The sequence below is a fragment of the Allobosea sp. BE125 genome (assembly GCF_031456075.1).
Taxonomy (GTDB): Bacteria; Pseudomonadota; Alphaproteobacteria; order Rhizobiales; family Beijerinckiaceae; genus Allobosea.
Window position 1 is genome coordinate 17,268 of the sequence record NZ_JAVDTY010000005.1, and the last position, 20,762, is coordinate 38,029.

A 20,762-nucleotide genomic window follows, 5' to 3' on the forward strand; every position below is an offset into this window, starting at 1 on the left:
TCTAATTTAAAACTAGCGAATACCTAGAAGTATAAACACCAAAATATCTGAGACTAATCCGCTCAACGACCGATGTTTTCGCTGAATTTAGAGAAATTGGGATGCGATATGCCTTCCGCAGCAATTCATCATTGCCTTTTTGCATTGGAGCGTTCCAGCGAAGCGGGAGCCGCCGCAGGCGCGCGACCTTATGGAGCCTCGCGATGATCGCGCGGCGGCTCGATATAAGCGAGCGCCAGGGCGATTGCCGCTCCGAGCCCCGCGCAGATGAGAAAGGGCGCGAGCGGCGACAGCGCGAAGGCGAGCCCGCCACTCAGCGCGCCCCCGCCCTGCCCCAGCACATGCACGCTGGCGAGCCAGCCCGCGGCAGCGGCCTGCTCCTGCGGCGCGATCCTGCCGACGAGCCAGGCCGTATAGGCGGGCGTCGCAAGCGCAATTCCGCCGCCGGCAATCATGGCGCCGAGCATGACGACGAACGCCGAAGGGGCGAGCCCTGCTGTGGCGCTGCCGAGAGCGAAGACGATCAGGCCGATGCGCAGGCTGCCAACGAGCCCGCCCCTGAGGCGCGGCACCAGGGCAAGCTGCACCGCGATCATCGCCGCGGCGACCAGCATGAAGGTCACGCCGCTCCAGCGGGCGGCGGCATGGGCGTCCAGTCCGAAGCGCGCCTGCACGAAGAGACCGAGCGTGATCTGAATCTGGCCGAGGCCGAGAGTCAGGGCGAAGCCGACCCCCAGCAAGGGCAAGATTGCGCGTGCTACATCCCAGCGGCTGGGAGCCCGCTCCACTTGCCGCTCCTGCTGCCGCTCGGCGGGCGCGATGTCCGGGCCGGCCAGCAAGGCGAGTGGCATGACCGTCATGACCGCGAGCGACGGCAGCAGGCCCGCCGCACCAGGCAAGGTGACGAGCGGACCGAGAACACGGCCGACGGACAAACCAGCGCTCAATCGCGCCAGGGCGGCATGGCGCTTCTCCGGGCTGCTCATCCGCACGATCGCGGCCTGCGCCTGCGGCATCACGCCTGCGGCCGCGGCGCTGTAGAGGATGCGCGAACCGGCCAGCAGCGCGAAGGCGAGCATGGCGGGCATCGACCCGGCGCTCAGCACGCCCAGGAACACGAGCTGCGCCCCGACCATCAGCCAGGCCAGCAGCCGGAACCGGCTGCGCAGCCCGCCTTCGCGGTAACCCCAGGCCGGTGCGGCTGCAAGGAAGGCGAGCGCGCCGAGAAAGCCGATCGCGCCGATCGCCGGTGCATCGAGTCCCGTCGCTCCCGAGATGACCGGCACCAGCGCCAGCAGCGCCGACTGGCCGAAGCCGACGGTCGCCGCCATGAGCGAAAGTCGAGTCACATCCCCGGCCGCCATTGCAAATCCCTCGAAGCAATCAATCCAAATCACGTCGATACATGCAATATCTTCGATATCAAAATGAAATATACAGTATAGATGAGTTTTAATCTAAGAATTTATCAGCGCTATCTAGCCGTATACCTCGACAATGAAGGTCGAACCATGATCGAAACCAAACCCAAAACCCTGGAGCTCGCCAGCCGCATCTCGGCGCGCGCACTTCTCCTGAGCCTGATGCGGGAATGGCAAGGCTGGTCCATCGAGAACGGGGACGGCGCATCCGCCACGGCTTCCCCTCCGCGCCAGGTTCTCAAGCTGCCGCTGGCCGGGCGCGATATCCATGTCGCGCTCACCCATCTCTCCGAGGTCGGTGCCCATGGTCTGCGCCCGCCCTTCTACGAGATCGGGCCTGAAGGCGCGATGCGTGTCGTCCCCCTCCCCGAGCTGTTGAACCTGATCACGGCGGAACCTGGCATCGCAGGCGCGGATTCCGAGGCACGAGGGCTCGTCTTCCTGCGTCGTGCGCTCGACAGCCTCGCCACGATCGAAGACGCCTTGCGCCATCCCTGCCTCGATGAAGCGGTTTTCGTCGAACGCGACCCAAGCTTCATCGAGGCCGAGCAGGCCCTGCGCTTCGGCCACAACGTGCACCCGACGCCACGCAGCCGCGACCAGTTCACGCTGGAGGATACGCGCCGCTTCTCGCCCGAATATGGCCGGGGCTTCGCGCTGCACTGGTGGTCCGTCTTGCCGCGGATCGTGCTCCAGGGCAGCTCACGCGGACAGGCTGCCTCGGAGATGGCCGCCGGCCTCGCCATCGACGATGCCGCCATGGAGCCTGCCATTCGCCGACAGGTGGAAGAGGGGCGCGTGCTGCTGCCGATGCATCCCTGGCAGGCCTCGCAGCTCATGCTCGATCCCGCGATCACGCGCCTGATGACGGCCGGCGACATCCGTGCTCTCGGCCCGGCCGGCTCGAACTGGCACGCCACCTCGTCCTTGCGCAGCATCCATGCGCCGCATGCCGCCTGGATGCTGAAGATGTCGCTGAACCTGCGATTGACCAATTCGCAGCGCGTCATCGAACCCTATGAATGCGAGCGCGGGCTCGAGATCGACAAGCTCCTGGCAGGACCCGTGGGACAGCGGATCGCTGCGCGGTTTCCGAGCTTCCGGGTCATGGGGGAGCCAGGCTATCTCGCTTTGCGCGACGAGACCGGTGCGACGCTGCGCTCGACCATCGTCGTCTTCCGCGACAACCCGTTCGACGGCGATCGCCAGCACAGCCCCGCGGCGGTGCTGGCGGCGCTCTGCGAGATCGGCCCGGACCGGCGTAGCAGCGCGCTTTCGACCACCATCGGACGCATCGCGGCGCGCCAGGGCAGCGCAGCTGCCGCAACGGCGCTGGCCTGGTTCGAACGCTTCCTGCACAACATCGCCATCCCCCTGCTCGGCATCCAGGCGGATCACGGCCTGCTCTTCGGCGCCCATCAGCAGAACATCGTGGTCGGCCTCGATGATGGCTGGCCCGTCACGCTGCATTTCCGCGACTGCCAGGGCACCGGCTATGTCCGCGAATTCCTGCCGGAGCTCGCAGCGCAGGCGCCGGAGGTGCGGCTCGAAGCCGGACATGTCTTCGACAGCGCCTATGCGGCCAGGCTCGCCGGCTACTACCTCATCGTGAACAGCGTCTTCTCGGTCATCGGCGCGCTCGCTCTCGCCGGTCTTGCCAGCGAAGAGCGCCTGCTCACAGCGCTGCGCACGGCGCTGTCGGCACTCGCCGCGCAGCCGCTGCGCGACAGGACCTGCCTCGACTACCTCCTCACCTCGCCAACCCTCCTCAGCAAGGGGAATTTCATGATCTGTTTCCGCAACATCAACGAGAACACCGATGTGACGGACCCGCTCGCCGGCTATGTCGAGCTGCCCAATCCGATTGCGGGAGCGCGGTCATGACCATCGCTCCCAGGATCGACACCGCCGCCGTGACCCCGTTGACGAAGCGGGCGACCAGCCGGCACTTCCCGGCGCGCGGCGAGACCGCGCTCGTCATCGAGGCCAGCGACAGCGCTGACGGCGTGCTGTTCACTGGGGGCGCAGAGTGCGGGATCGCGGCGCGGCTCACGGCTGCGGTGGACGCAGCGAGCGGCCGCCTCGATGTGACCCGGCCCGACGGCGACCATCCCACCGATGCGGATGTGCTCGCAGCCCTGATCGAAGCGGCTTTCCAGAGCACCCCGTCGCTGTCGCGGCTGGAGCTGCCCGGCTATGCCCGCAAGCCCGCGATCGTGGGGCTCTGCGTCGAGACCGGCCGGACGGCGGACGGCGTGGACTGCGCGGTGATCACCCGCAGCGTCTTCCAGCAGCTGCCGCTGCTCTGGCGGCAGGCCGGCGCGCATGCAGGCTATCCGGCGATCCGCTCCTCGCTCGGGCCGGCGGATCGGCTGCCGGTGCTGCGGCCGGCACAGCCGAACGGGGTGATCTACCGCCGCTGGATGCCGCATCTGGGCATGACGCTCTCGCTGCGCACCATCGACCGCCGCCGCGACCTCGACCTGTTCCATCACTGGATGAACCAGCCGCGCGTCGCCTTCTTCTGGGAGCTGGCGCAATCGCGCGAGGAGCTCGACCGCTACCTCGCCGAGCAGGAGGCGGATCCGCATCTCTTCGGTGTGATCGGCAGCTTCGACGACGAGCCTGTCGGCTATTTCGAGTTCTACTGGGCCAAGGAAGACCGGCTCGGCCCGCACTACGAGGCGGAGGATTTCGACAGGGGCTGGCACGGCCTGATCGGCAATCCGCGTCATCTCGGTCGCGCCAAGACGCTGGCCTGGTTCCGCTCGCTCACGCATTATCTCTTCCTCGACGAGCCGCGCACCCAGCGCATCGTCGGAGAGCCTCGCGCCTCGCATCACAAGATGCTGAGCTATTGCGCTGATGTAGCCTATGACAAGGTCAAGGAGTTCGACTTCCCGCATAAGCGCGCGGCTCTCGTCTGCTGCGAGCGCGAGCGCTTCTTCCGGGAGATCGCACTGTGAATCCCGGGCCCCTCCCCGGCGGCCGGCCTGTCGAGGCCCGGCTGTGGCGCGAGCTCAACCAGGCCCTCATCGCCCGGGCGATCAGCGAGCTCACCTTCGAAGAAGGGCTGAAGCCTGAACCGCTGGACCAGCAGCACGAGCTTTGGACGTTGCGGCTCAGCGAGACGGTGAGCTACCGCTTCAAGGCGAAGCGGCGGATCTGGGGCAATCTCGCGATCGAGCCTCGGAGCCTGTCGCGTCATGACGGCGCGCTCGCGGCCCCGGCGGACGATGTCGCCGGCTTCATGATCGATGCCAGGGCGGTGCTGGAGATCGAGCCCGACACGCTCGCCATCTACATCCGGGAATTGTCGAGCACATTGTCCTCGGACGCCAGGGTCGCGGCCATCAACGCCGCGATCGGCGAGGACGAGCTGATCACCCTGCCAGATCATCTGCTGCAGCAATATCTCGAGGGGCATCCGAAGGCGCCCGCCGCCAAGGGGCGCATCGGCTGGGGGCTCGGCGATGCCGAGGCCTATGCGCCGGAATTCCAGGCCGAGCTGCAGCTCTTCTGGGTCGCAGCCGCACGCGATGCCTGCCAGCTCTCGCATGATCCCGCGATCTTGGAAGAGGACCTCCTCGCCGCCTCGCTCGATCCTGCCGAGCGGCGCCGGCTGGAAGAGACCTGCCTCGAGGCCTGCCAGAAGCTTGGCCTGGACCGCTCCCGCTACCTGTTCATGCCCGTGCATCCCTGGCAGTGGGACAATATGGTCGCGCTGCAATTCGCCGGCGAGATCGCGGCCGGCCGGCTCCTGCCGCTCGGTTCCTTCGGTAGCGGCTACCTGCCGCAGCAATCCTTGCGGACGCTCGCCAATGCCGCCGTTCCGCGGGCGCTGCACCTCAAGCTCTCGCTCAGCATCCTCAACACCTCGGCCTGGCGCGGCGTGCCGGGGAAGTACATGGCGATCGGGCCGGCCTTCTCGGCCTGGCTTGCGGAGAAGGCGGCGACGGACCCGGCGCTCGCGCCTGCCAGGGTGTTGCGCGAGCCGGCCGGCGCCTTCTATCCACACCCGCTCTACGAGCGGATCGAGGGCGTGCCCTACCAGTTCCGCGAGATGCTCGGCGCGATCTGGCGCGAATCGGTCGAGACCCATCTGGAACCCGGCCAGAACGCCATGATGCTCGGCGCGCTCACCAAGCTGACCTCGGCGGGGCGACCGATCATGAGCGCGCTGATCGCCCGCTCCGGCCTGTCGCACGAGGCCTGGCTGGAGCACTTCTTCGATGCGGTCGCCGTGCCGCTCTACCACTTCCTGTGCCGCTACGGTGTCGGCTTCATCGCCCATGGCCAGAACGTCACGCTGGTGCTGGAGCAATTCGCGCCCAGGGGTGTCGCGCTCAAGGATCTGCAGGGCGACGCCGACCTCGTCGATCAGGATTTTCCGGAGGCGGACGACCTCGGCCCGGAGATCAAGGCGGTTCTGCAGCGCCGGCCCGCCGCCCATCTGCAGCAGCATCTCCAGACCGGCCATTTCACCAGCGTCCTGCGCTTCCTCTCCGATGCGCTGGAGACGCATGACGGTTTTCCGGAGTTGCGCTTCTATGCCTGCCTCGCCCGCAGCCTGCGGCGCTATCAGGCGGCTCATCCGGAATTGGCCGAGCGCTTCGCCCTGTTCGACCTGTTCACTGCCAAGGTACCGCGCATCTGCATCAACCGCGTGCGGCTGGCCATCGGCTATGGCGACGCCAATCGCCGCCCGGTCCCGAGCCTCGGCAGCAATCTCGACAACCCCCTTCATCTCGCCGAGCGCTCCGAAACGGAGCAGCCGCGCAGCCTCGTCGGAGCCAAGCCATGATGACAAACCACCCGCTCGACCTGGCCGGCATCGGCATCGGGCCGTTCAACCTCAGCCTCGCGGCGCATCTCGACGCGGTCGAAGGGGTCGAGGCGCTGTTCTTCGAACGCCGCGACGCGTTCGACTGGCACCCCGGCATGATGCTGCCGGACGTGACGCTGCAGACCTCCTTCCTCAAGGATCTGGTGAGCGCCACCCATCCATCGAGCCCCTGGAGCTTCCTCTCCTTCCTGGTGGCGAAGAAGCGCTTCTACGATTTCATGAACGCGGATTTCGCTGCGATTCCCCGGCGCGAATTCGCGCAATATCTCAGCTGGGCGGCGCAGGGGCTGCCGACCCTGCGTTTCGGCGCCGGCATCGACGAGGTCGATTTCGATGGCCGCACCTTCGTCCTGCGCAGCGGCAACCGGAAACAGCGCGCTCGAAATATCGCACTCGGTGTCGGGCTGAAGCCGGCCTTGCCGGCCTTCGCAAGCCGGCTGAGGGAGGATGACCATTTCCATTCCTCACAGGCGCGGTTCCGGCTGGGGGCCTGTGCCGGCAAGCGCGTGGCGGTCATCGGCGGCGGCCAGAGCGGCGCCGAAATCCTGCTGCACTTGCTGAACCAGACAGACAATGGGCCGAGCCATCTCGCCTGGATCAGCCAGCGTCCCAATTTCCTGCCGCTCGACGAGACGCCCTTCACCAACGAGCTCTTCACACCGCCTTATGTCGCAAGCTTCCGCGATCTCCCGGAGCCGCGTCGCCATGCCACCGTGGAGCGCGAGAAGCTCGCGGGTGACGGGGTGTCGAGCGAGACGCTCACCGCCATCTATCGCCGTCTCTATGTCCTGCGGCATCTGGAGCCATCCGGCCTGGAGGTCGAGCTCCTGCCGCATCGCGATGTCGTCAACGCCGAGCCGAGAGAGGGCGGCTACCAGCTCATCATGCGCAATGGCATGGACGGGATGATGGAGATCGGCCACGCGGAGATCGTCATTCTCGCGACCGGCTACCGCTACGAGCTGCCCGACTGTCTCGCCCCGTTGACTGGGCGCATCGTCATCGACCGCACGGGCCGCCCCGTGCCTGACGCGGACTTCGCCATCGCCTGGGATGGCCCAAGCGCGAACCGGATCTTTGCCCTGAATGCGGGCCTCATCAGCCATGGCATCGCCGAACCTCAGCTCAGCCTGATGGCCTGGCGCGGCGCGGTGATCGCCAATGCGCTGCTCGGCCGGCGCCAGTTCGATGCCGAGGTGCCGAATTCCATGGTGAACTGGCGCAGTCAGATGCACACGGACGCTCGCCTGGACACGGTGCGCTCGAATGGGCGGCTGTTCTCACCTTGAGCGGCTGCGGGGATCGGATGCGTCGCGTAGGGCGTCGCCGAGGAGGTTGAGCGCAAGCACCGTCGCCAGGATCGCGAGGCTCGGGAAAACGGCGAGCCACCAGGCATCGAGGATGTTCTCGAAACCCTCGCGGATCATGCCGCCCCAGGTCGCAGCCGGCGGCGGCACGCCGAGGCCGATGAAGCTGAGCGAGGCTTCGGTACGGATCGCGGAAGCGAGCCAGAGCGAGCTCATCACCACCACATCCGAAATCATGTTGGGCAGGATGTGGCGCGTCATGATACGGAACGGCCCGCAGCCGTAAGAGCGGCTCGCCTCGACGAAATCGCGCTGGCGCAGCGTGATCGTCGGAGCACGCGCGACGCGGGCGAAGGGCGCGATCTCCGTCACCGCGATCGCGATGATAAGGTTTTCCAGGCTGGCTCCAAGCATGGCGGCGATCATCAAGCCAAGCAGCAGCGTTGGGAAGGCGAGCAGCACGTCGAGGAAGCTCATGACGATCTGGTCGAAGATTCCGCCGATATAACCGGCCAGCACGCCGATCGTCGTGCCGACCAGCATGGCGATCAGGATGGCGACGAAGCCGACGAAGAGCGAAATCCGTGCGCCATAGATCAATCGCGAGAGCACATCGCGGCCATAACTGTCGGTGCCGAGCCAGAACTCCGCGGAGGGCGGCTCGAGCCGTACGACGATGTTCTGCTCCAGCGGATCATAAGGTGCGAGCCATGGCGCAAAGACCGCGACGAAAACGATGAGGGTGAGCAGGACGAGGCCGACCCAGGCGAGCTTGTTCTGCGTGAAGGCGAGCCAGAGGCCGCCCGGCCGCATTTCGACGGTCGTGGTGGCAATAGCGCTCATGTGTATTTCACCCTAGGATCGACGAGGCCGTAGGCCAGGTCGGTCAATGTGTTCACGATGATCACGCAGATGGCGAAGATGATCATCAGCCCCTGCAGCAGCGTGTAGTCGCGTGCGTTGAGCGCGCCGATGATCAGCTTGCCCAGGCCCGGGCGGTTGAAGATGATCTCGGTCAGCACCGAATTGCCGATCAGCGTGCCGAAATAGAGCCCGACCACGGTGATGATCGGGATCAGGCTGTTGCGCAGCGCATGCGTCACGACGAGCTGGCCAGGCCCCACGCCCTTGGCGCGAGCGGTGCGGATATAGTCCTCGGTCAGGACGCCGAGCATCGCGGCGCGGGTCACGCGCATCACATAGGCCGTCATGATGATGCCGAGATTGAACGCCGGCAGCGCCAGAGACCGCAGCCGCTCAACCAGGTTCCCGGTACCGCTGGTGTTGCCCAGCACCGGGAACCAGCCGAGCTGGATCGAGAAGACGATCAGCATCAGGATGCCGGAGACGAAGGCCGGGAAGGACAGGCCGACCAGCGAGACGACGCGCGAGACATAATCGACCCAGCCATTGCGGCTGAGCGCGGCGGCGACGCCGAGCGGCAGTCCGAAGACGAGGCCGATCGCGACCGCCGCAATGGTGAGCTCGATCGTCGAGGGCAGCACCAGCAGCACCTCCTGGATGACGCTGCGGCCGCTGCTCAAGGACTGGCCGAGATCGCCTGTCAGGACCTTGCCGAGGAAGGCGAGATATTGGGCATGGACGGGCTGGTCGAGCCCGAGCTTTTCCCTGAGGGCGGCGAGCGAGGCTGCGCTCGCCTGGTCGCCAAGGATCACGGAGGCGGCATCGCCCGGCACGAGTCGGACCAGCACGAAGATCGCCGTCAGCATCAGGAACAGCGTCGGCACGGCGAGAAGCACGCGCCTGAAGACGTAGCTCATCATGCCGCGACCCTTTCCTGCATCAGGCGCCGCGGCGCGAAGGCGGCGATCTCGCGCCGCGTCGTTCCCTCAACGACGAGATCCGTCAGGATCGCCCCGACGACAGGGACGAGCTGAAAGCCGTGGCCGGAGAAACCGAAGGCATGGAACAGGCCGGGCGCATTCGGCGAGGCGCCGATGACCGGCAGATGGTCATGCGTTTGTGCTTCGATCCCGGTCCAGCAGCGGGCGATGCGCACGCCGCGCACTGCCGGGAAGAGGTCGCTCGCGGCCCGCGCGCCCTTGGCGAGCTCGGCGAAGTTGACGCTGCTGCGCTCCCGGTCGAGATCGGCCGCGCCCTGCAAGCCGCCGCCGATCACCAGAGTACCCTGGTCCGACTGCTTGAAGGAGAGCGCCCGGCCGACGACGCTGACGACGGGGGCGAGCAGCGGCGCAAGGCGCTCCGTCACGATCATCATCGAGGCCCTGACGCCGAGCGCGATCTCGTCGCCGAACAGGGCTGCGAGCCGGGCGGCCCAGGCACCGGCCGCATTGACGACGATAGGCGCGCGGAAGCGGCGCTGGCCGCAAACGAGCAGCCAGTTATCTCCCTGCCGGTCGACCGCCTCGACGCCGCAGTCCTCGACGATGGCGACACCCGCTCCTTCGCAAGCGCGGCGGAAGGCGAGGATGGTGCGGTGTGGATCGGCGGCGCCGTCGCCCCGCGCCACCAGAGCGCCGACGCAATGTGGGCTCAAGGCCGGCACGAGGCGACGCAGCTCCGCGGCATCGATGATCTCCTCATGCGTGTAGCCCAGCGCGCGGATTTTCGCCTCGCGCTGGAACAAGGCCGGCATGTGCTCCTCGGTCTCCGCAACGCGGAGCTGGCCGTGGGCATGAAAGCCGCAAGGATCACCGACGATGTCCGCGATCCTGTGCCACATCGCCATCGCTTCGAGCGAGATCGGGATCTCGGCGATGTCGCGGCCCAGCGTGCGCACGCCGGCTGCGGTGGCGCCGGAGGCGTGCCGCCCGGTCCAGCGGCGCTCGATCACCGCCACGCGCTGGCCGGCGCGGGCCAGGTGCAGCGCCGCCGACAGGCCGTGCAAGCCGCCGCCCACGACCGCGACGTCGAATGCCTCAGTACTCATGCCGTCGGCTCCCGCTCGTCGAGGCTTGCCAATTCGCCAAGACTTGCCAACTCGCCAAGCGTCACCGGCTTCAGCGGTGGGCGGATACGATAGAACCCGACCTCCTCGACCGGCCGATTCTGCGCGGCCGCGACGATATGGGCCATGGTGTAGCCGCATTGCCGGCCCTGGCAGGGGCCCATGCCGGCACGGGTGAAGGCCTTGATCTGGTTCGGGCCAGGCCGCCCCTGCACCGCGCGGGCGCGCAATTCGCCGGCCGTGACCTCCTCGCAGCGGCAGACGAGCGTTTCGTCGGCTGGGGCGAAGACCTGCGGACGCGGCGCATAGAGCGCATCGAGGAAGGGCCGCAAGGCGAGCGCGCGGGCAAGCCTGCTCCGCTCCGGCCGGGCGGCGGATTCGGCGGCGCCTTCGCCGAGTTTCCCGAGCCGGGCGGCGACGCGCAGTGCGGCGATCCCCCCACGCGGCTCGGCTGCTTCGGCGCCGCCTATACCAGCGCCGTCGCCCGCGACGAAGACATTCGCTTGTGAGGTCTCGCCCCAGCTGTCCAACTCGGGGACATAGCAGTGCTGGCCGGCATGCCAGCTCACGGCACAGCCGAGTGCGAGCGGGGCATGGATATTCGGCACCACGCCCTCATGGACGAGCAGCACCTCGGCCGCGACCTCGCCTTCGCGGCCGTCCTGCGTCCGGTAATGCAGGCTTTCGAGGCGCCCTTCCCCCTTGGCGCGAAGCTCCGCGACATGGGGGATGATCGGAAACCCGGCCCGCTTGAGCGCAAGCGACCAGGACAGGCCCTTGGCGAGATCACCGAGGCGGCCGAGGCCTTGTGGCAGATGACGTAGTGCCGCTCCGAGACGCCCGCGCGGCGTGGTGTCGAGAAAGCCGGCGATCTGGCCCCCGGCCGCGAGCAACTGCGTCATGTAAAGCAATGGCAGCGGCCCGCAGCCTGCGATCCAGACGGGGCTCGTCGGCACGGAGTCAGCCGTCTTCAGCAGGATCTGAGCGGCGCCGACCGTCAGCACCCCCGGCAGCGTCCAGCCGGGAAACGGCACTGGGCGCTCCTGTGCACCGGTGGCGAGGATGACGGCTCGCGCGGTCACGCTGCGCGCCTGGCCTTGCTGTGTCAGGAAGGCGCGAAAACCGGGCTCGATCTGCCAGAGCTGGCTGTCCGGTTCATAGAGCGCGCCGCAGGCGCGGAAGGCTGCGGCGCGGTCTGCTCCGGCCCGGTATGCCTCGCCGAGCCGCGCGATGCGCGGCGTCGCTGCGACCGTTTCGATCGCGCGCCAGATCTGGCCGCCGGGCGCCGGCTGATCGTCGACGACACGCACGGAGAGGCCTTGGCGGCGGGCGGTGACGGCGGCGGCCATGCCCGCGGGCCCTGCGCCGACGATCAGGAGATCGGTCTCGCTCGTGCTCATGCCGACAGGCTCCTGGGGCCCTGCTGACGGGCGACGCGCATGCCGTTTCGAACCGGCGTCAGGCAGCCTTGCACGGAGGCGAGCCCGTCGACCTCGACGAGGCATTCGAAACAGACGCCCGTCATGCAATAGGGCGCGCGCGGACTCTCCGAGATCGGCGTCGTGCGGCACCAGGCTTCGGGCTGACGCAGCAGCACCGCGGCAACGCTTTCACCGGCCTCGGCGGGCACGGGGCGCCCGTCGATGAAGATCGTGACAGTTTGCGCCCCTGGATCATGCAGCTTGCGGAACATCGAAGCGTCTCTGGTGAAAGGGAGAAAGGTTTTCGGGCAGAACGCCGGCGGCGATGGCTCCCGCCAGTGTCTCGGCATGGATGGCCGCGAGCGTCACACCGGAATGGCAGAGCGCGACGAAGGCGCCGGGATGGCTCTGCGACTGCGCATAGATCGGATAGCCGTCGGGCGTCATGATCCTGAGGCCGGCCCATTGCCTGACGAGGCGGATTTGGGCCAGCGCAGGGACGATCTCGATCGTCTTGCGGCTCAGCCCGGCGGCGGCTTCAGCCGTCGTCGAAACATCGAAGCCTGGGCGATCCTTGGTCGCGCCGATCATAACCGTGCCTTCGCCGGTCTGGCGCAGCCCGCTTGCCGGCAGCGGCAGGAACGGCTCGAGCCGCTCGGTGACGAGCACCTGTCCGCGTTCGGGATGCAGGGGCACCTCGAGCCCGACCTGCCGGGCCAATGCGGGGGAGCCGAGCCCGGCGGCAATGACGATGCGGGGCGCGACCCACGTCTCGCCGTCGAGGATCAGGCGAAAATCGCGACCCGCCGGCTCGATCCGTTCGACGCGCGCCCGATGGCGGATGCCGCCGCCATGGCGCAGGAGCGCTCCGTGCAGAGCCGCCAGCAGCCGCAACGGATTGGCGTGTCCATCGTGTCGACCGAAGCTCGCTCCCGTCACCTTAGGGCCGAGGGTGACCTTCGGCAGCAAACGCTCCAGCGCCGAACGATCGAGCATCTCCCAATCCGGCGCGCCCTCGCCGCGCTGGTTGTGCAGTCGCATCAGGTCGTGCCGTCGCTGCTCGAAGCCCTCCTCACCCAGGCAGAAAGCGAGGCCGCCATTCTGCTCATATGCGAGGTCGATCTTCGTTTCGGCCTCGATTTCGTTGGTGAAGCCGCGCCACAATGCGATGCTGTCACGGGTCAGGGCCTGATAGGCCGGCATGCCGAGCCCCTTGCCCTGCAGCCAGACGAGCCCGAAATTCGCGCGGGCCGCGCGGAAGTCGCCATCATCGCCATCGAGCAGCAGAACCTGCTGTCGCTGCTTCGCCAGGCCATACGCAATCGCCGCGCCGACCGTGCCCCCTCCGATGACGATGATGTCCGGCCGCATGTGAATTTCCCTTGCCGGCTTTGACGTTAGGAAGCCTTATTGTATTTCGTCAAAGTCGTTTTTCTCTCGATGCTATTCTCCAGGGTTATGCAATGGCGCGACGACTCAATCTTCGGCAGGTCGAGGCCTTCAAGGCGGTGATCGAATACGGCACGGTCAGCCGCGCGGCCGAGATGATGAACATCTCGCAGCCGGCCATGAGCAAGCTGATCGCCCATCTGGAGGAGGATACGGCTCTACAGCTGTTCGACCGCGTCAAGGGACGGCTCGTGCTGACCCGGCGCGGGATGCGGCTCTACGAGGAGATCGACCGGATCTTCGCCGGCGTGCGCCAGGTCGAGAATGCCGTCGAGGCGATCCGTCGCGACGAGCAGAGCCGCCTGCTGATCGGCGTCATGCCGGCGCTGTCGGGCGCCTTCATAAGGGAGGCGACCACGCGCTTTCTCGCCCGCCAGCCGGGCGTGTTCTGCTCGGTGCAGTCGCGCAGCTCACAATGGATCGCCGACGGGCTCGTGACCCGAAAGCTCGACGTCGGATTCACTGTCTCACCGATCGACAATCCATACATCGTCTCCGAGCCGTTGATGGCGCATCCACTCGTCTGCATCCTGCCGCTGGACCATCCGCTGACGGAAAAGAGCGTAATCACCCCCCATGATCTCGACGGAACCGCCTTCATCTCATTCGATCCGGAGAGTTTTACGAGCCGGCGCATCGGGCAGGTTTTCGACGCTCACGGAGTAGCCCCCGAGATCGTCATGGTCGTGAGCATTTCGCCGACGCTATGCGAGTTCGTGGCCGCCGGCATGGGAGTATCCTTGGTTCACCCATCGGCCGTCGGGGGGTTGCGCGGCAAGGTGGCGATACGAGGCTTCGAGCCGGCCGTTCAGCTCGACTTCCAGCTCTGCCGCATCCGTGACAGCCGCAATGCCCGGCTCGTCGACGCCTTCCTGGACGGTGCGCGGGAAGCCGCGGCCGAGATTTCACGAACGATCCTCACTCCAGGCTGAGCCTGATCGTCGCGAAGGCATCCAGCAGCGGAGCGTGGTCGCCAGCTCGCAGCTGGCTGGAGGCGGCGAGCAACCGATCCTGCTGCGCGGGCGTCGCGACGAAGCGGCTGGCTTTCCGGAGCTTGTCTTCGAGATCGAGCCATGACGGCGGCGCGGATGCCTCGCCGCGCGGTGCGGTGACGGGCGAGACGAATTCGCGCCGGCCGACGCGGATCGCAACACGCGACAGCGTCTCGGCCGGAAAACGGGCGTCGAGCTCGGGATCGAGGCGCAGCGAGACCTTCGCTGCGAGAGCGACGACGTCGGATCGGTCGAGGGCGGCTTTCGTCAGCGGCAGCAAGGCGCCCGGTCCATCTATCGCGACCAGGCCGAGGCAATAGGGAATCGAGAACTGGATATCGGTGAAGCCCTGGGGACGTGGCCGGTTGGCGAGGCGCAGGGCGCCGCTATAGGTCGCGACCTCGATCCCTTCGATTGCTCGCGGGTCGATATTGTGCCGGGCGAGCACGCCCAGCAACGCTTCGACCGGCGCATGGACATGCCGGCAGCAGGCATGGAACTTCATGTAGGTGCGGGCGACATAGCCCTGCCCGCCAAGGCTATCGGCCAGCCCCTCCAGGCGGAAATGCTCCTCATTGTCGAGCAAGCCGAGCGGCCCGGTATGACCGACCTCGGCGAGCAGGAGCGCATGGACCGCCGTCAGGCTCGACCAGGGTACGCCTTCCTTGACGTCGCTGCCTTCCTGCGCGCGAAAGGCCGGCCCGGCTCCGGCATGGAGCTGGTTGGGAGCGCTCATGCCGGCGACGGCGAAGGCATGGGCCAGTTGTTCCGGGGGCGTGCGCCTGAGACATCCGAGCGCCGCAACCACGCCATAGCCCGACCACATGCCGGTATTGGCATAGAAGCGCCGCGCGGCCCCGACTGCGACGCCGACCTCGTAGCCGATGACGATCGCCTGCAGCAGGTCCTCCGTTGACGAGCCCTCCTCCTGCGCGGCGGCCAAGGCCGCCGGGATGACGGCCGCGCCGGGATGGCCGCGCGCCAAGCGGTGGCCGTCATCGAGATCGAGAGCGGCCGCGGCGGAGGCATTGCACCAGACAGCTGCGGCGAGGCCGGCTGTCTGCCCGGAGAACCAGACCGGCAGCGCCCCGCCCGCCATCGTCATCCGCGCCACCTGGCGAACCGCTCGCGGTCCGGGTGCTGCGATTCCGGCAGCGGCGGCAATGACGAGGTCGAGGACGCAGCGGCTGGCGGCCTCGCGCAGATCATCCGTCAGCCCCTGCCCGCTGGCAGCAGCGACGTAGTCCGCGAGTTGGCGCGATGTCGCCATGGCGAGTGCCCTATCCGTCACTGCTGCCCTCAGCGCGGCTTCAGCGTCGTGGCCTCGGTGATCGGCGGCGCGAGGTTCAGCGCCCCCTTCAGCTCGTAGCCGAAATCGAGCCGGTCGCTGCGAGCCCAGACCTGACGCAGTTCGAACAGGGGGATGGCGCAGACATTGTCCATGATCTTCTGCTGCGCCTCCTTCCAGAGAGCCTTCTGGGCTTCGGCGTCGGGCGCGGTACGAGCCTGTTCGATCTCCTTGTCTGCGACTGCGCAATGCGAGAAATTCGTCGCCGCGGTCGGCGTGCCCACGGTGGCGCGCGAATGGAAGAACTCGCTGAGATAGGTGTCGGCTATGGGGAAGCGCGCCGCGCCGTAGAAGACCAGAGCGCTCAGATCCTTGCGGGTCTGGCTCTGATAGGTCGGGTGGTCGACGACCTGCATCTCGAGCTTGATCCCGGCCTTGGCGAGCTGCGCCTGCATGATCTCCATGAAGGGCTGCTGCGCCGAGATATTGGAGACGATGGCCTTGATCGTGATGCCGTCCTTGTGGCCGGCCTCGGCCAGCAGCGCCTTAGCCTTGGCGAGATCGAAGTTGTAGCGCACCGAGCAATCCTCCCCAAGATAGCCCGGCGGGACGACGGAACAGCCCTTGGGACCGACATCCTTGCCGACATAACGCACGAGGTCGTCGACATTGATCGCGGCCGCGATGGCGCGGCGTACGCGGATATCGTCGAGCGGCGGCATGCTCTGGTTGATGTGCAGGAGCCGGTACTCGCCGGGCCGGAAGATCTCGACGTTGAAGCCGGGCCGGCGGCGGGCGGCATCGACCCAGCGCTGCTCGCGCTTGCCATACATCAGGTCGATTTCGCCGGAGGTGAAGGCAAGTTCGCGGGCGCTGTCGGAAGGGATCACGCGCACCATGATCGTGTCGATCTTCGGCTTGCCGCGGAAATAGCCGGGATGAGCGGTGAGCTTCACATATTGCTGCGTCACCTGCTCGACGAAGGCGAAGGGGCCGGTGCCGACGGGCTTAGTGCCGAATTTGTCGCCCAGCTCCTCCGCCGCCTTGCGGCTGACGATGTTGCCGCCGTGATAGTTGGAGACGCGGCCGAGGAAATTGACATCGGCATATTTCAGCGTGATGCGAACAGTGAGATCGTCGACCTTCTCCACCTTCTCGACTGCCGAGAAATCCGAGGAAAAGGTCGAGCGCTTGGGGTCGGCCGAGCGTTGCAAGGAATAGACGACGTCGTCGGCGCTGAGTGTGCCCCAGTCGCCCTGGAACTTCACACCCTGGCGCAGGTGGAAGGTCCAGGTTTTTCCGTCGGCGGAGGTATCCCAGCGTTCGGCGAGATCGGGTTCGAGGTCCTTGGGATCGGCGCTGCCCGGCTTGAAACGGACGAGGCCGTTATAGATCCAGCCGACCAGCGTCTTGTCGCTGGTGGCGCTGGCGCGATGGGCGTCGAGCGTCGAGACATCACCATCGCCGGCGACACGCAGCAAGCTCTCCTGGGCCGAGCCCGCGACCGGCAGGCAGGCGAGCCATATCAGGCTCGCGAGCCCCAAAACAGACGGCTTCATCGTTCGATCCCCTGGTTTTCCGTTATTTGGACGGAATAGTGGGGGCGACTATCCCAAGCTGTCCAAGTCGAAATCGGGGATGGATTATTCCGCAGGGTTATAGCAGCGGGGCAAGCAGCCTAAGGCTGTACCTTGCCCATGCTCCGGACCGGGATCGTGTCGAGGCCGGGGCGATACTGCCCCTCGCTGCGGACCGAGAGAACGCCGTCCTTGATCGAGAAGCTCCTGAGCAGGCCGCCGCCGTCGCGCCAGCCGGTGGTCTCGCCATCATCCTCGTAGAGCTCGCCGCGTGCATCCTTATCCGCGCCGAAGGCAAGCAGCTCCCGCACCGGGCTCACTCCCGCCGCATCGCCGACCGGGATGATGGCTCCGGCACGGATGAAGAGCGGCAGGCGCCCAAGCGGTGCTTCGACGCTGACCACGCCGCCGCCGGGATAATGCCGGCCGTCATGCCAGTCATACCAGCCGCCGGGATGGCTGGGCAGGCTGACCTCGCGCCGTGTCGCGCCTTCCTCCAGCACCGGCGCGACCAGGATGTCAGGGCCGAGCATGAAGGCGTCATCGATGCCACGCACCGCCGGATCGTCGGGGAAATCGTAGAAGAGCGGGCGCACGGCGGGCTCATTGTCGCGGCTGGCGCGCCACATCTGGGTATAGAGATAAGGCATCAGCCGGTAGCGCAGGCCGATCGCCTCGCGCACCTGCGGGACCACCTGCGGATACATCCAGGGCAGGTTGACGACGCCGTCATCGTTCCAGGAGTTCATCACCATGCGCGGCCAGAGCGCGCAGAACTCGTTGAAGCGCACGAAGAGCTCGGGACCGGGCGTCGGCCCGTGGAAGCCGCCGACATCATGGCCAATGCTGAACATGCCAGACAGGCTCATATTGAGCCCTTGGGTGAGGTTGTAGCGCAGCGTCTTCCAGGCGGTCTCGTTGTCGCCGGACCAGGTCTGGCTGTAGCGCGCAATACCGGCGCCGCCGCCGCGCGTCACCGCATATTGCCGCTTGCCAGGCGCGCGCGCGGCTTGCGCCTCATAGGAAAGCTTGGTCATCAGCAGAGCATGGGCCGGGCGCGCCAGGGCCTGCCGGAATGGGCGGCCGTCGCCATGGCAGAGCGCGTCCTCATCCCAGATCTCGTATTCGTTATTGTCGTTCCAGACGGTGGTGAAACCGTAGTCGAGCAGCGCGGTCTCGATGCCGCTGCGCCACCAGGCACGGCCAGCGGGATTGGTGAAGTCGATGTGGAAGCCGAGGCCATCCCAGAACTGCGCGACCGCCGGCTCCCCGGTCTTGCCGTCCTTCACCAGGATGCCCTGGTCCAGCGCCTCCTGCAGCCGTGGATGGTCGTCAAGCAGGCAGGGCTTCAGATTGGCGACCGGTTGCAGGCCCGCCTGTTTCAGCCGCGCCATCGTCGCGGCGGGATCGGGGAACTTGTCGCGGTTCCAATTGAAGGCGTAGCGGCGATGGCCGATCTGCGTGTAGCCCGAGCCGAAATGGAAGCTGTCGCAGGGAATGCGGTGCGTTTCGCATTTGCCGATGAAATCGCTGATGCGGGCATCGGCATCAGGTGCATCGGCGATCGCCATGGACGTCACGCCGAAGCCGAAGGACCAGCGCGGCGCAAAGGCCTGCCCGCCGGTGAGCCAGGAGAAGCGGCGCGTCACGGCCGGCACGGTCGGGCCAGCCAGGACGTAATAGTCGAGGTCGCCATCGTCGCCGCGCCAGGAGCGGAACAGGCCGTGATAATTGTCGAGCGTGCAGCCGAGATCGACCGAACCGGTGGCGAGATTGTCGTAGAACACGCCATGGGCGCCCTGCGGACCGTCGACGATGAAGAAGGGCAGCATCTTGTAGAGGGGGTCGCTGAGCTCGGCGTCGAAGCCGCAAGGGTCGACGGCATCGATGGCGAAGCGCCGGCCGGTGCGGTCGAGCGGCCCTGCCTTGTCGCCGAGGCCGTAATGCCGCTCGTGATAATCGCGCGCCATATGATGCGCGACGGCGCCGGTGCGAGGTGAGGCGAGATAGGCCTGGGTCGGCCGGTCGCGCAGGAACGGGGCCTCCTCGCCCTTGCGGCGCCAGGCGATGCCGAAGGGTTCGAGCGTGATCTCGGCGGAAAGGCCGCCGACTGACAGCACCACCCTGCCCGTACTCTCCGTGACGCTGGCCTTCGGATTCGCGAAGCCCGACAGATCGTCGCGTTGACGCCCTTCATAGGACGGCTCCAGCCCGCCGGGTGCGATCGACCAGCCGCGGTCGAGCCGATAGCCGTCCTGCGGCTTCAATGTGACCCGGCCGATATCGCCTTCGAGAATGCGAACGGCGATGGTGTTGCCGAGCCCGACATCGAACAGGGCGGCTTCGCCATCGCGGCCGATATAGCGGCCTTGCGTCAGGGCTTTCATCACGGGGCTCCAGCAGGACAGATAAGAGAATGAAGGTTTGCGTGGCGGCGTTCAGGCGCGGTCGGGCCGCAGGGCCTTGCCGGCCGCGTCGAACAGATGCAGATGCGCCGGCTGGAAACGCAGGGCGACGTGGTCGCCGCGACCATGGCTCGTCTGCCCGTCCAGCCGCACGGTGATCTGCGGCAGCCCGGGAGCGGAGCCGTAGAGATAGCTCTCCCCGCCAAGCCGTTCGACGAGGTCGACCGTCATGGCGAGACCCGCCTCGCCTTCCCCGGCAAGAGCGATGTGCTCCGGCCTGATGCCCAGGGTTACGGAGGTTCCAGCCGTGAGCGCGGTTTCACGGCCCAGCTCCACCACTTGCCCCGCTTCGCCCACCGCGACGGCTCCCTGCCCCGCGGCGCGCGCCGGCAGCAGGTTCATGCGCGGCGAGCCGATGAAGCCTGCGACGAAGAGGTTGTCGGGTCTGTTGTAGAGCTCGAGCGGGGTGCCGATCTGCTCGATGCGCCCGCTTTGGAGCACCACGATACGGTCGGCCAGCGTCATCGCCTCAACCTGATCATGCGTGACATAGATCATCGTGCCGCCGAGTTCGGCATGCAGCCCGGCGAGCTCCTTGCGCGTGGCGACGCGCAATTCGGCGTCGAGATTCGACAAGGGCTCGTCGAACAGGAAGATTTTGGGATCGCGCACGATGGCGCGGCCGATGGCGACGCGCTGGCGCTGCCCGCCCGAGAGCGCCTTGGGCTTGCGCTCGAGATAGTCGGTGAGGCGCAGCATGGTCGCGGCGCGGCGCACCCTGGCGTCGATCTCGGGCGCCTTCAGGCCCATGTTTTCGAGCGCGAAGGCCATGTTCTTGTAGACGCTCATATGCGGATAGAGCGCATAGGATTGGAACACCATCGCAAGCCCGCGCTCGGAGGCCGGTCGCCCGGTGACGTCGGAGCCATCGATTGCGATCGAGCCCGTGGTGACCTCCTCCAGCCCGGCGATGATGCGCAGCAAGGTCGACTTGCCGCAGCCGGACGGGCCGACGAAGACAACGAATTCGCCATCGCCGACATGCAGGTCGACGGCATGGATCACGGTGGTCGCGCCGAAGGATTTGGTGATGCCGCTGAGCGTCAGTTCAGCCATGGAGAACCTGT

The 20,762-nt window shown here is 66.9% G+C and carries 16 protein-coding genes; 5 read left to right on the forward strand and 11 right to left on the reverse strand.

What is annotated here, in order from left to right; genetic code table 11:
• Window positions 1–188: 188 nt before the first annotated feature.
• Window positions 189–1,331 carry an MFS transporter gene (locus tag J2Y55_RS13000; RefSeq protein WP_310153421.1) on the reverse strand — a complete coding sequence of 381 codons (1,143 nt, stop codon included), beginning with the start codon at window positions 1,329–1,331 and terminating at the stop codon, window positions 189–191.
• A gap of 180 nt (window positions 1,332–1,511) precedes the next feature.
• Here J2Y55_RS13000 and J2Y55_RS13005 point away from each other — a divergent pair, with 180 nt between their 5' ends.
• Genes J2Y55_RS13005 through J2Y55_RS13020 form a run of 4 tightly spaced genes read left to right on the forward strand, consistent with a single transcriptional unit; the run spans window position 1,512 to window position 7,556 of the window.
• Window positions 1,512–3,305, forward strand: a complete 1,794-nt coding sequence (locus J2Y55_RS13005; RefSeq protein ID WP_310153424.1) for an IucA/IucC family protein — start codon at window positions 1,512–1,514, stop codon at window positions 3,303–3,305.
• Window positions 3,302–4,387 (forward strand): GNAT family N-acetyltransferase, encoded by a 1,086-nt coding sequence (locus J2Y55_RS13010; protein ID WP_310153428.1) that lies wholly within the window; start codon window positions 3,302–3,304, stop codon window positions 4,385–4,387. The genes J2Y55_RS13005 and J2Y55_RS13010 overlap by 4 nt, the downstream gene beginning before the upstream one ends.
• Window positions 4,384–6,225 (forward strand): IucA/IucC family protein, encoded by a 1,842-nt coding sequence (locus J2Y55_RS13015; RefSeq protein ID WP_310153432.1) that lies wholly within the window; start codon window positions 4,384–4,386, stop codon window positions 6,223–6,225. Before J2Y55_RS13010 ends, J2Y55_RS13015 begins: the two co-directional genes overlap by 4 nt.
• A complete protein-coding gene (locus J2Y55_RS13020; RefSeq protein ID WP_310154339.1) occupies window positions 6,225–7,556 on the forward strand; it encodes a lysine N(6)-hydroxylase/L-ornithine N(5)-oxygenase family protein in 1,332 nt (443 codons plus the stop codon). The genes J2Y55_RS13015 and J2Y55_RS13020 overlap by 1 nt, the downstream gene beginning before the upstream one ends.
• On the opposite strand, the gene J2Y55_RS13025 is transcribed toward J2Y55_RS13020, so the two are convergent.
• From J2Y55_RS13025 to J2Y55_RS13050, 6 genes are read right to left on the reverse strand one after another with little or no spacing between them, the layout of a single operon-like run.
• On the reverse strand, window positions 7,548–8,417 hold the full coding sequence (locus J2Y55_RS13025; protein ID WP_310153435.1) for an ABC transporter permease: 870 nt from the start codon (window positions 8,415–8,417) through the stop codon (window positions 7,548–7,550). The genes J2Y55_RS13020 and J2Y55_RS13025 overlap by 9 nt on opposite strands.
• A complete protein-coding gene (locus tag J2Y55_RS13030) occupies window positions 8,414–9,358 on the reverse strand; it encodes an ABC transporter permease (protein ID WP_310153438.1) in 945 nt (314 codons plus the stop codon). Before J2Y55_RS13030 ends, J2Y55_RS13025 begins: the two co-directional genes overlap by 4 nt.
• On the reverse strand, window positions 9,355–10,485 hold the full coding sequence (locus tag J2Y55_RS13035; RefSeq protein ID WP_310153440.1) for an NAD(P)/FAD-dependent oxidoreductase: 1,131 nt from the start codon (window positions 10,483–10,485) through the stop codon (window positions 9,355–9,357). Before J2Y55_RS13035 ends, J2Y55_RS13030 begins: the two co-directional genes overlap by 4 nt.
• Window positions 10,482–11,903 (reverse strand): FAD/NAD(P)-dependent oxidoreductase, encoded by a 1,422-nt coding sequence (locus J2Y55_RS13040; RefSeq protein ID WP_310153442.1) that lies wholly within the window; start codon window positions 11,901–11,903, stop codon window positions 10,482–10,484. Before J2Y55_RS13040 ends, J2Y55_RS13035 begins: the two co-directional genes overlap by 4 nt.
• Complete coding sequence (locus tag J2Y55_RS13045) at window positions 11,900–12,196, reverse strand: (2Fe-2S)-binding protein (RefSeq protein ID WP_310153445.1); 297 nt, start codon at window positions 12,194–12,196, stop codon at window positions 11,900–11,902. The genes J2Y55_RS13040 and J2Y55_RS13045 overlap by 4 nt, the downstream gene beginning before the upstream one ends.
• Window positions 12,177–13,295, reverse strand: coding sequence for an NAD(P)/FAD-dependent oxidoreductase (locus J2Y55_RS13050; protein WP_310153448.1), 1,119 nt, complete (start codon window positions 13,293–13,295; stop codon window positions 12,177–12,179). The genes J2Y55_RS13045 and J2Y55_RS13050 overlap by 20 nt, the downstream gene beginning before the upstream one ends.
• A gap of 92 nt (window positions 13,296–13,387) precedes the next feature.
• On the opposite strand from J2Y55_RS13050, the gene J2Y55_RS13055 reads away from it, so the two are divergent.
• On the forward strand, window positions 13,388–14,305 hold the full coding sequence (locus J2Y55_RS13055; RefSeq protein ID WP_310153451.1) for a LysR substrate-binding domain-containing protein: 918 nt from the start codon (window positions 13,388–13,390) through the stop codon (window positions 14,303–14,305).
• On the opposite strand, the gene J2Y55_RS13060 is transcribed toward J2Y55_RS13055, so the two are convergent.
• From J2Y55_RS13060 to J2Y55_RS13075, 4 genes are all read right to left on the reverse strand, one after another.
• Window positions 14,292–15,635, reverse strand: coding sequence for an MmgE/PrpD family protein (locus J2Y55_RS13060; protein WP_310153455.1), 1,344 nt, complete (start codon window positions 15,633–15,635; stop codon window positions 14,292–14,294). The genes J2Y55_RS13055 and J2Y55_RS13060 overlap by 14 nt on opposite strands.
• 29 nt (window positions 15,636–15,664) lie before the next feature.
• A complete protein-coding gene (locus J2Y55_RS13065; RefSeq protein WP_310153458.1) occupies window positions 15,665–17,212 on the reverse strand; it encodes an ABC transporter substrate-binding protein in 1,548 nt (515 codons plus the stop codon).
• A gap of 119 nt (window positions 17,213–17,331) precedes the next feature.
• Entirely contained in the window at window positions 17,332–19,617 is a 2,286-nt protein-coding gene (locus J2Y55_RS13070; protein ID WP_310153461.1) for a glycoside hydrolase family 31 protein, read from the reverse strand.
• Window positions 19,618–19,668: 51 nt separating this feature from the next.
• Window positions 19,669–20,751, reverse strand: coding sequence for an ABC transporter ATP-binding protein (locus tag J2Y55_RS13075; RefSeq protein WP_310153463.1), 1,083 nt, complete (start codon window positions 20,749–20,751; stop codon window positions 19,669–19,671).
• Between the last annotated feature and the right edge of the window lie 11 nt (window positions 20,752–20,762).

Bases quoted from the DNA above. Each gene is read 5' to 3' on its own strand.
- J2Y55_RS13020 (WP_310154339.1), top strand. From the start codon at position 6,225: ATGACAAACCACCCGCTCGACCTGGCCGGCATCGGCATCGGGCCGTTC.
- J2Y55_RS13025 (WP_310153435.1), bottom strand. From the start codon at position 8,417: ATGAGCGCTATTGCCACCACGACCGTCGAAATGCGGCCGGGCGGCCTC.
- J2Y55_RS13060 (WP_310153455.1), bottom strand. From the start codon at position 15,635: ATGGCGACATCGCGCCAACTCGCGGACTACGTCGCTGCTGCCAGCGGG.
- J2Y55_RS13035 (WP_310153440.1), bottom strand. From the start codon at position 10,485: ATGAGTACTGAGGCATTCGACGTCGCGGTCGTGGGCGGCGGCTTGCAC.
- J2Y55_RS13070 (WP_310153461.1), bottom strand. From the start codon at position 19,617: ATGAAAGCCCTGACGCAAGGCCGCTATATCGGCCGCGATGGCGAAGCC.
- J2Y55_RS13055 (WP_310153451.1), top strand. From the start codon at position 13,388: ATGGCGCGACGACTCAATCTTCGGCAGGTCGAGGCCTTCAAGGCGGTG.
- J2Y55_RS13040 (WP_310153442.1), bottom strand. From the start codon at position 11,903: ATGAGCACGAGCGAGACCGATCTCCTGATCGTCGGCGCAGGGCCCGCG.
- J2Y55_RS13075 (WP_310153463.1), bottom strand. From the start codon at position 20,751: ATGGCTGAACTGACGCTCAGCGGCATCACCAAATCCTTCGGCGCGACC.
- J2Y55_RS13045 (WP_310153445.1), bottom strand. From the start codon at position 12,196: ATGTTCCGCAAGCTGCATGATCCAGGGGCGCAAACTGTCACGATCTTC.
- J2Y55_RS13010 (WP_310153428.1), top strand. From the start codon at position 3,302: ATGACCATCGCTCCCAGGATCGACACCGCCGCCGTGACCCCGTTGACG.
- J2Y55_RS13000 (WP_310153421.1), bottom strand. From the start codon at position 1,331: ATGGCGGCGACCGTCGGCTTCGGCCAGTCGGCGCTGCTGGCGCTGGTG.
- J2Y55_RS13030 (WP_310153438.1), bottom strand. From the start codon at position 9,358: ATGATGAGCTACGTCTTCAGGCGCGTGCTTCTCGCCGTGCCGACGCTG.
- J2Y55_RS13005 (WP_310153424.1), top strand. From the start codon at position 1,512: ATGATCGAAACCAAACCCAAAACCCTGGAGCTCGCCAGCCGCATCTCG.
- J2Y55_RS13050 (WP_310153448.1), bottom strand. From the start codon at position 13,295: ATGCGGCCGGACATCATCGTCATCGGAGGGGGCACGGTCGGCGCGGCG.
- J2Y55_RS13065 (WP_310153458.1), bottom strand. From the start codon at position 17,212: ATGAAGCCGTCTGTTTTGGGGCTCGCGAGCCTGATATGGCTCGCCTGC.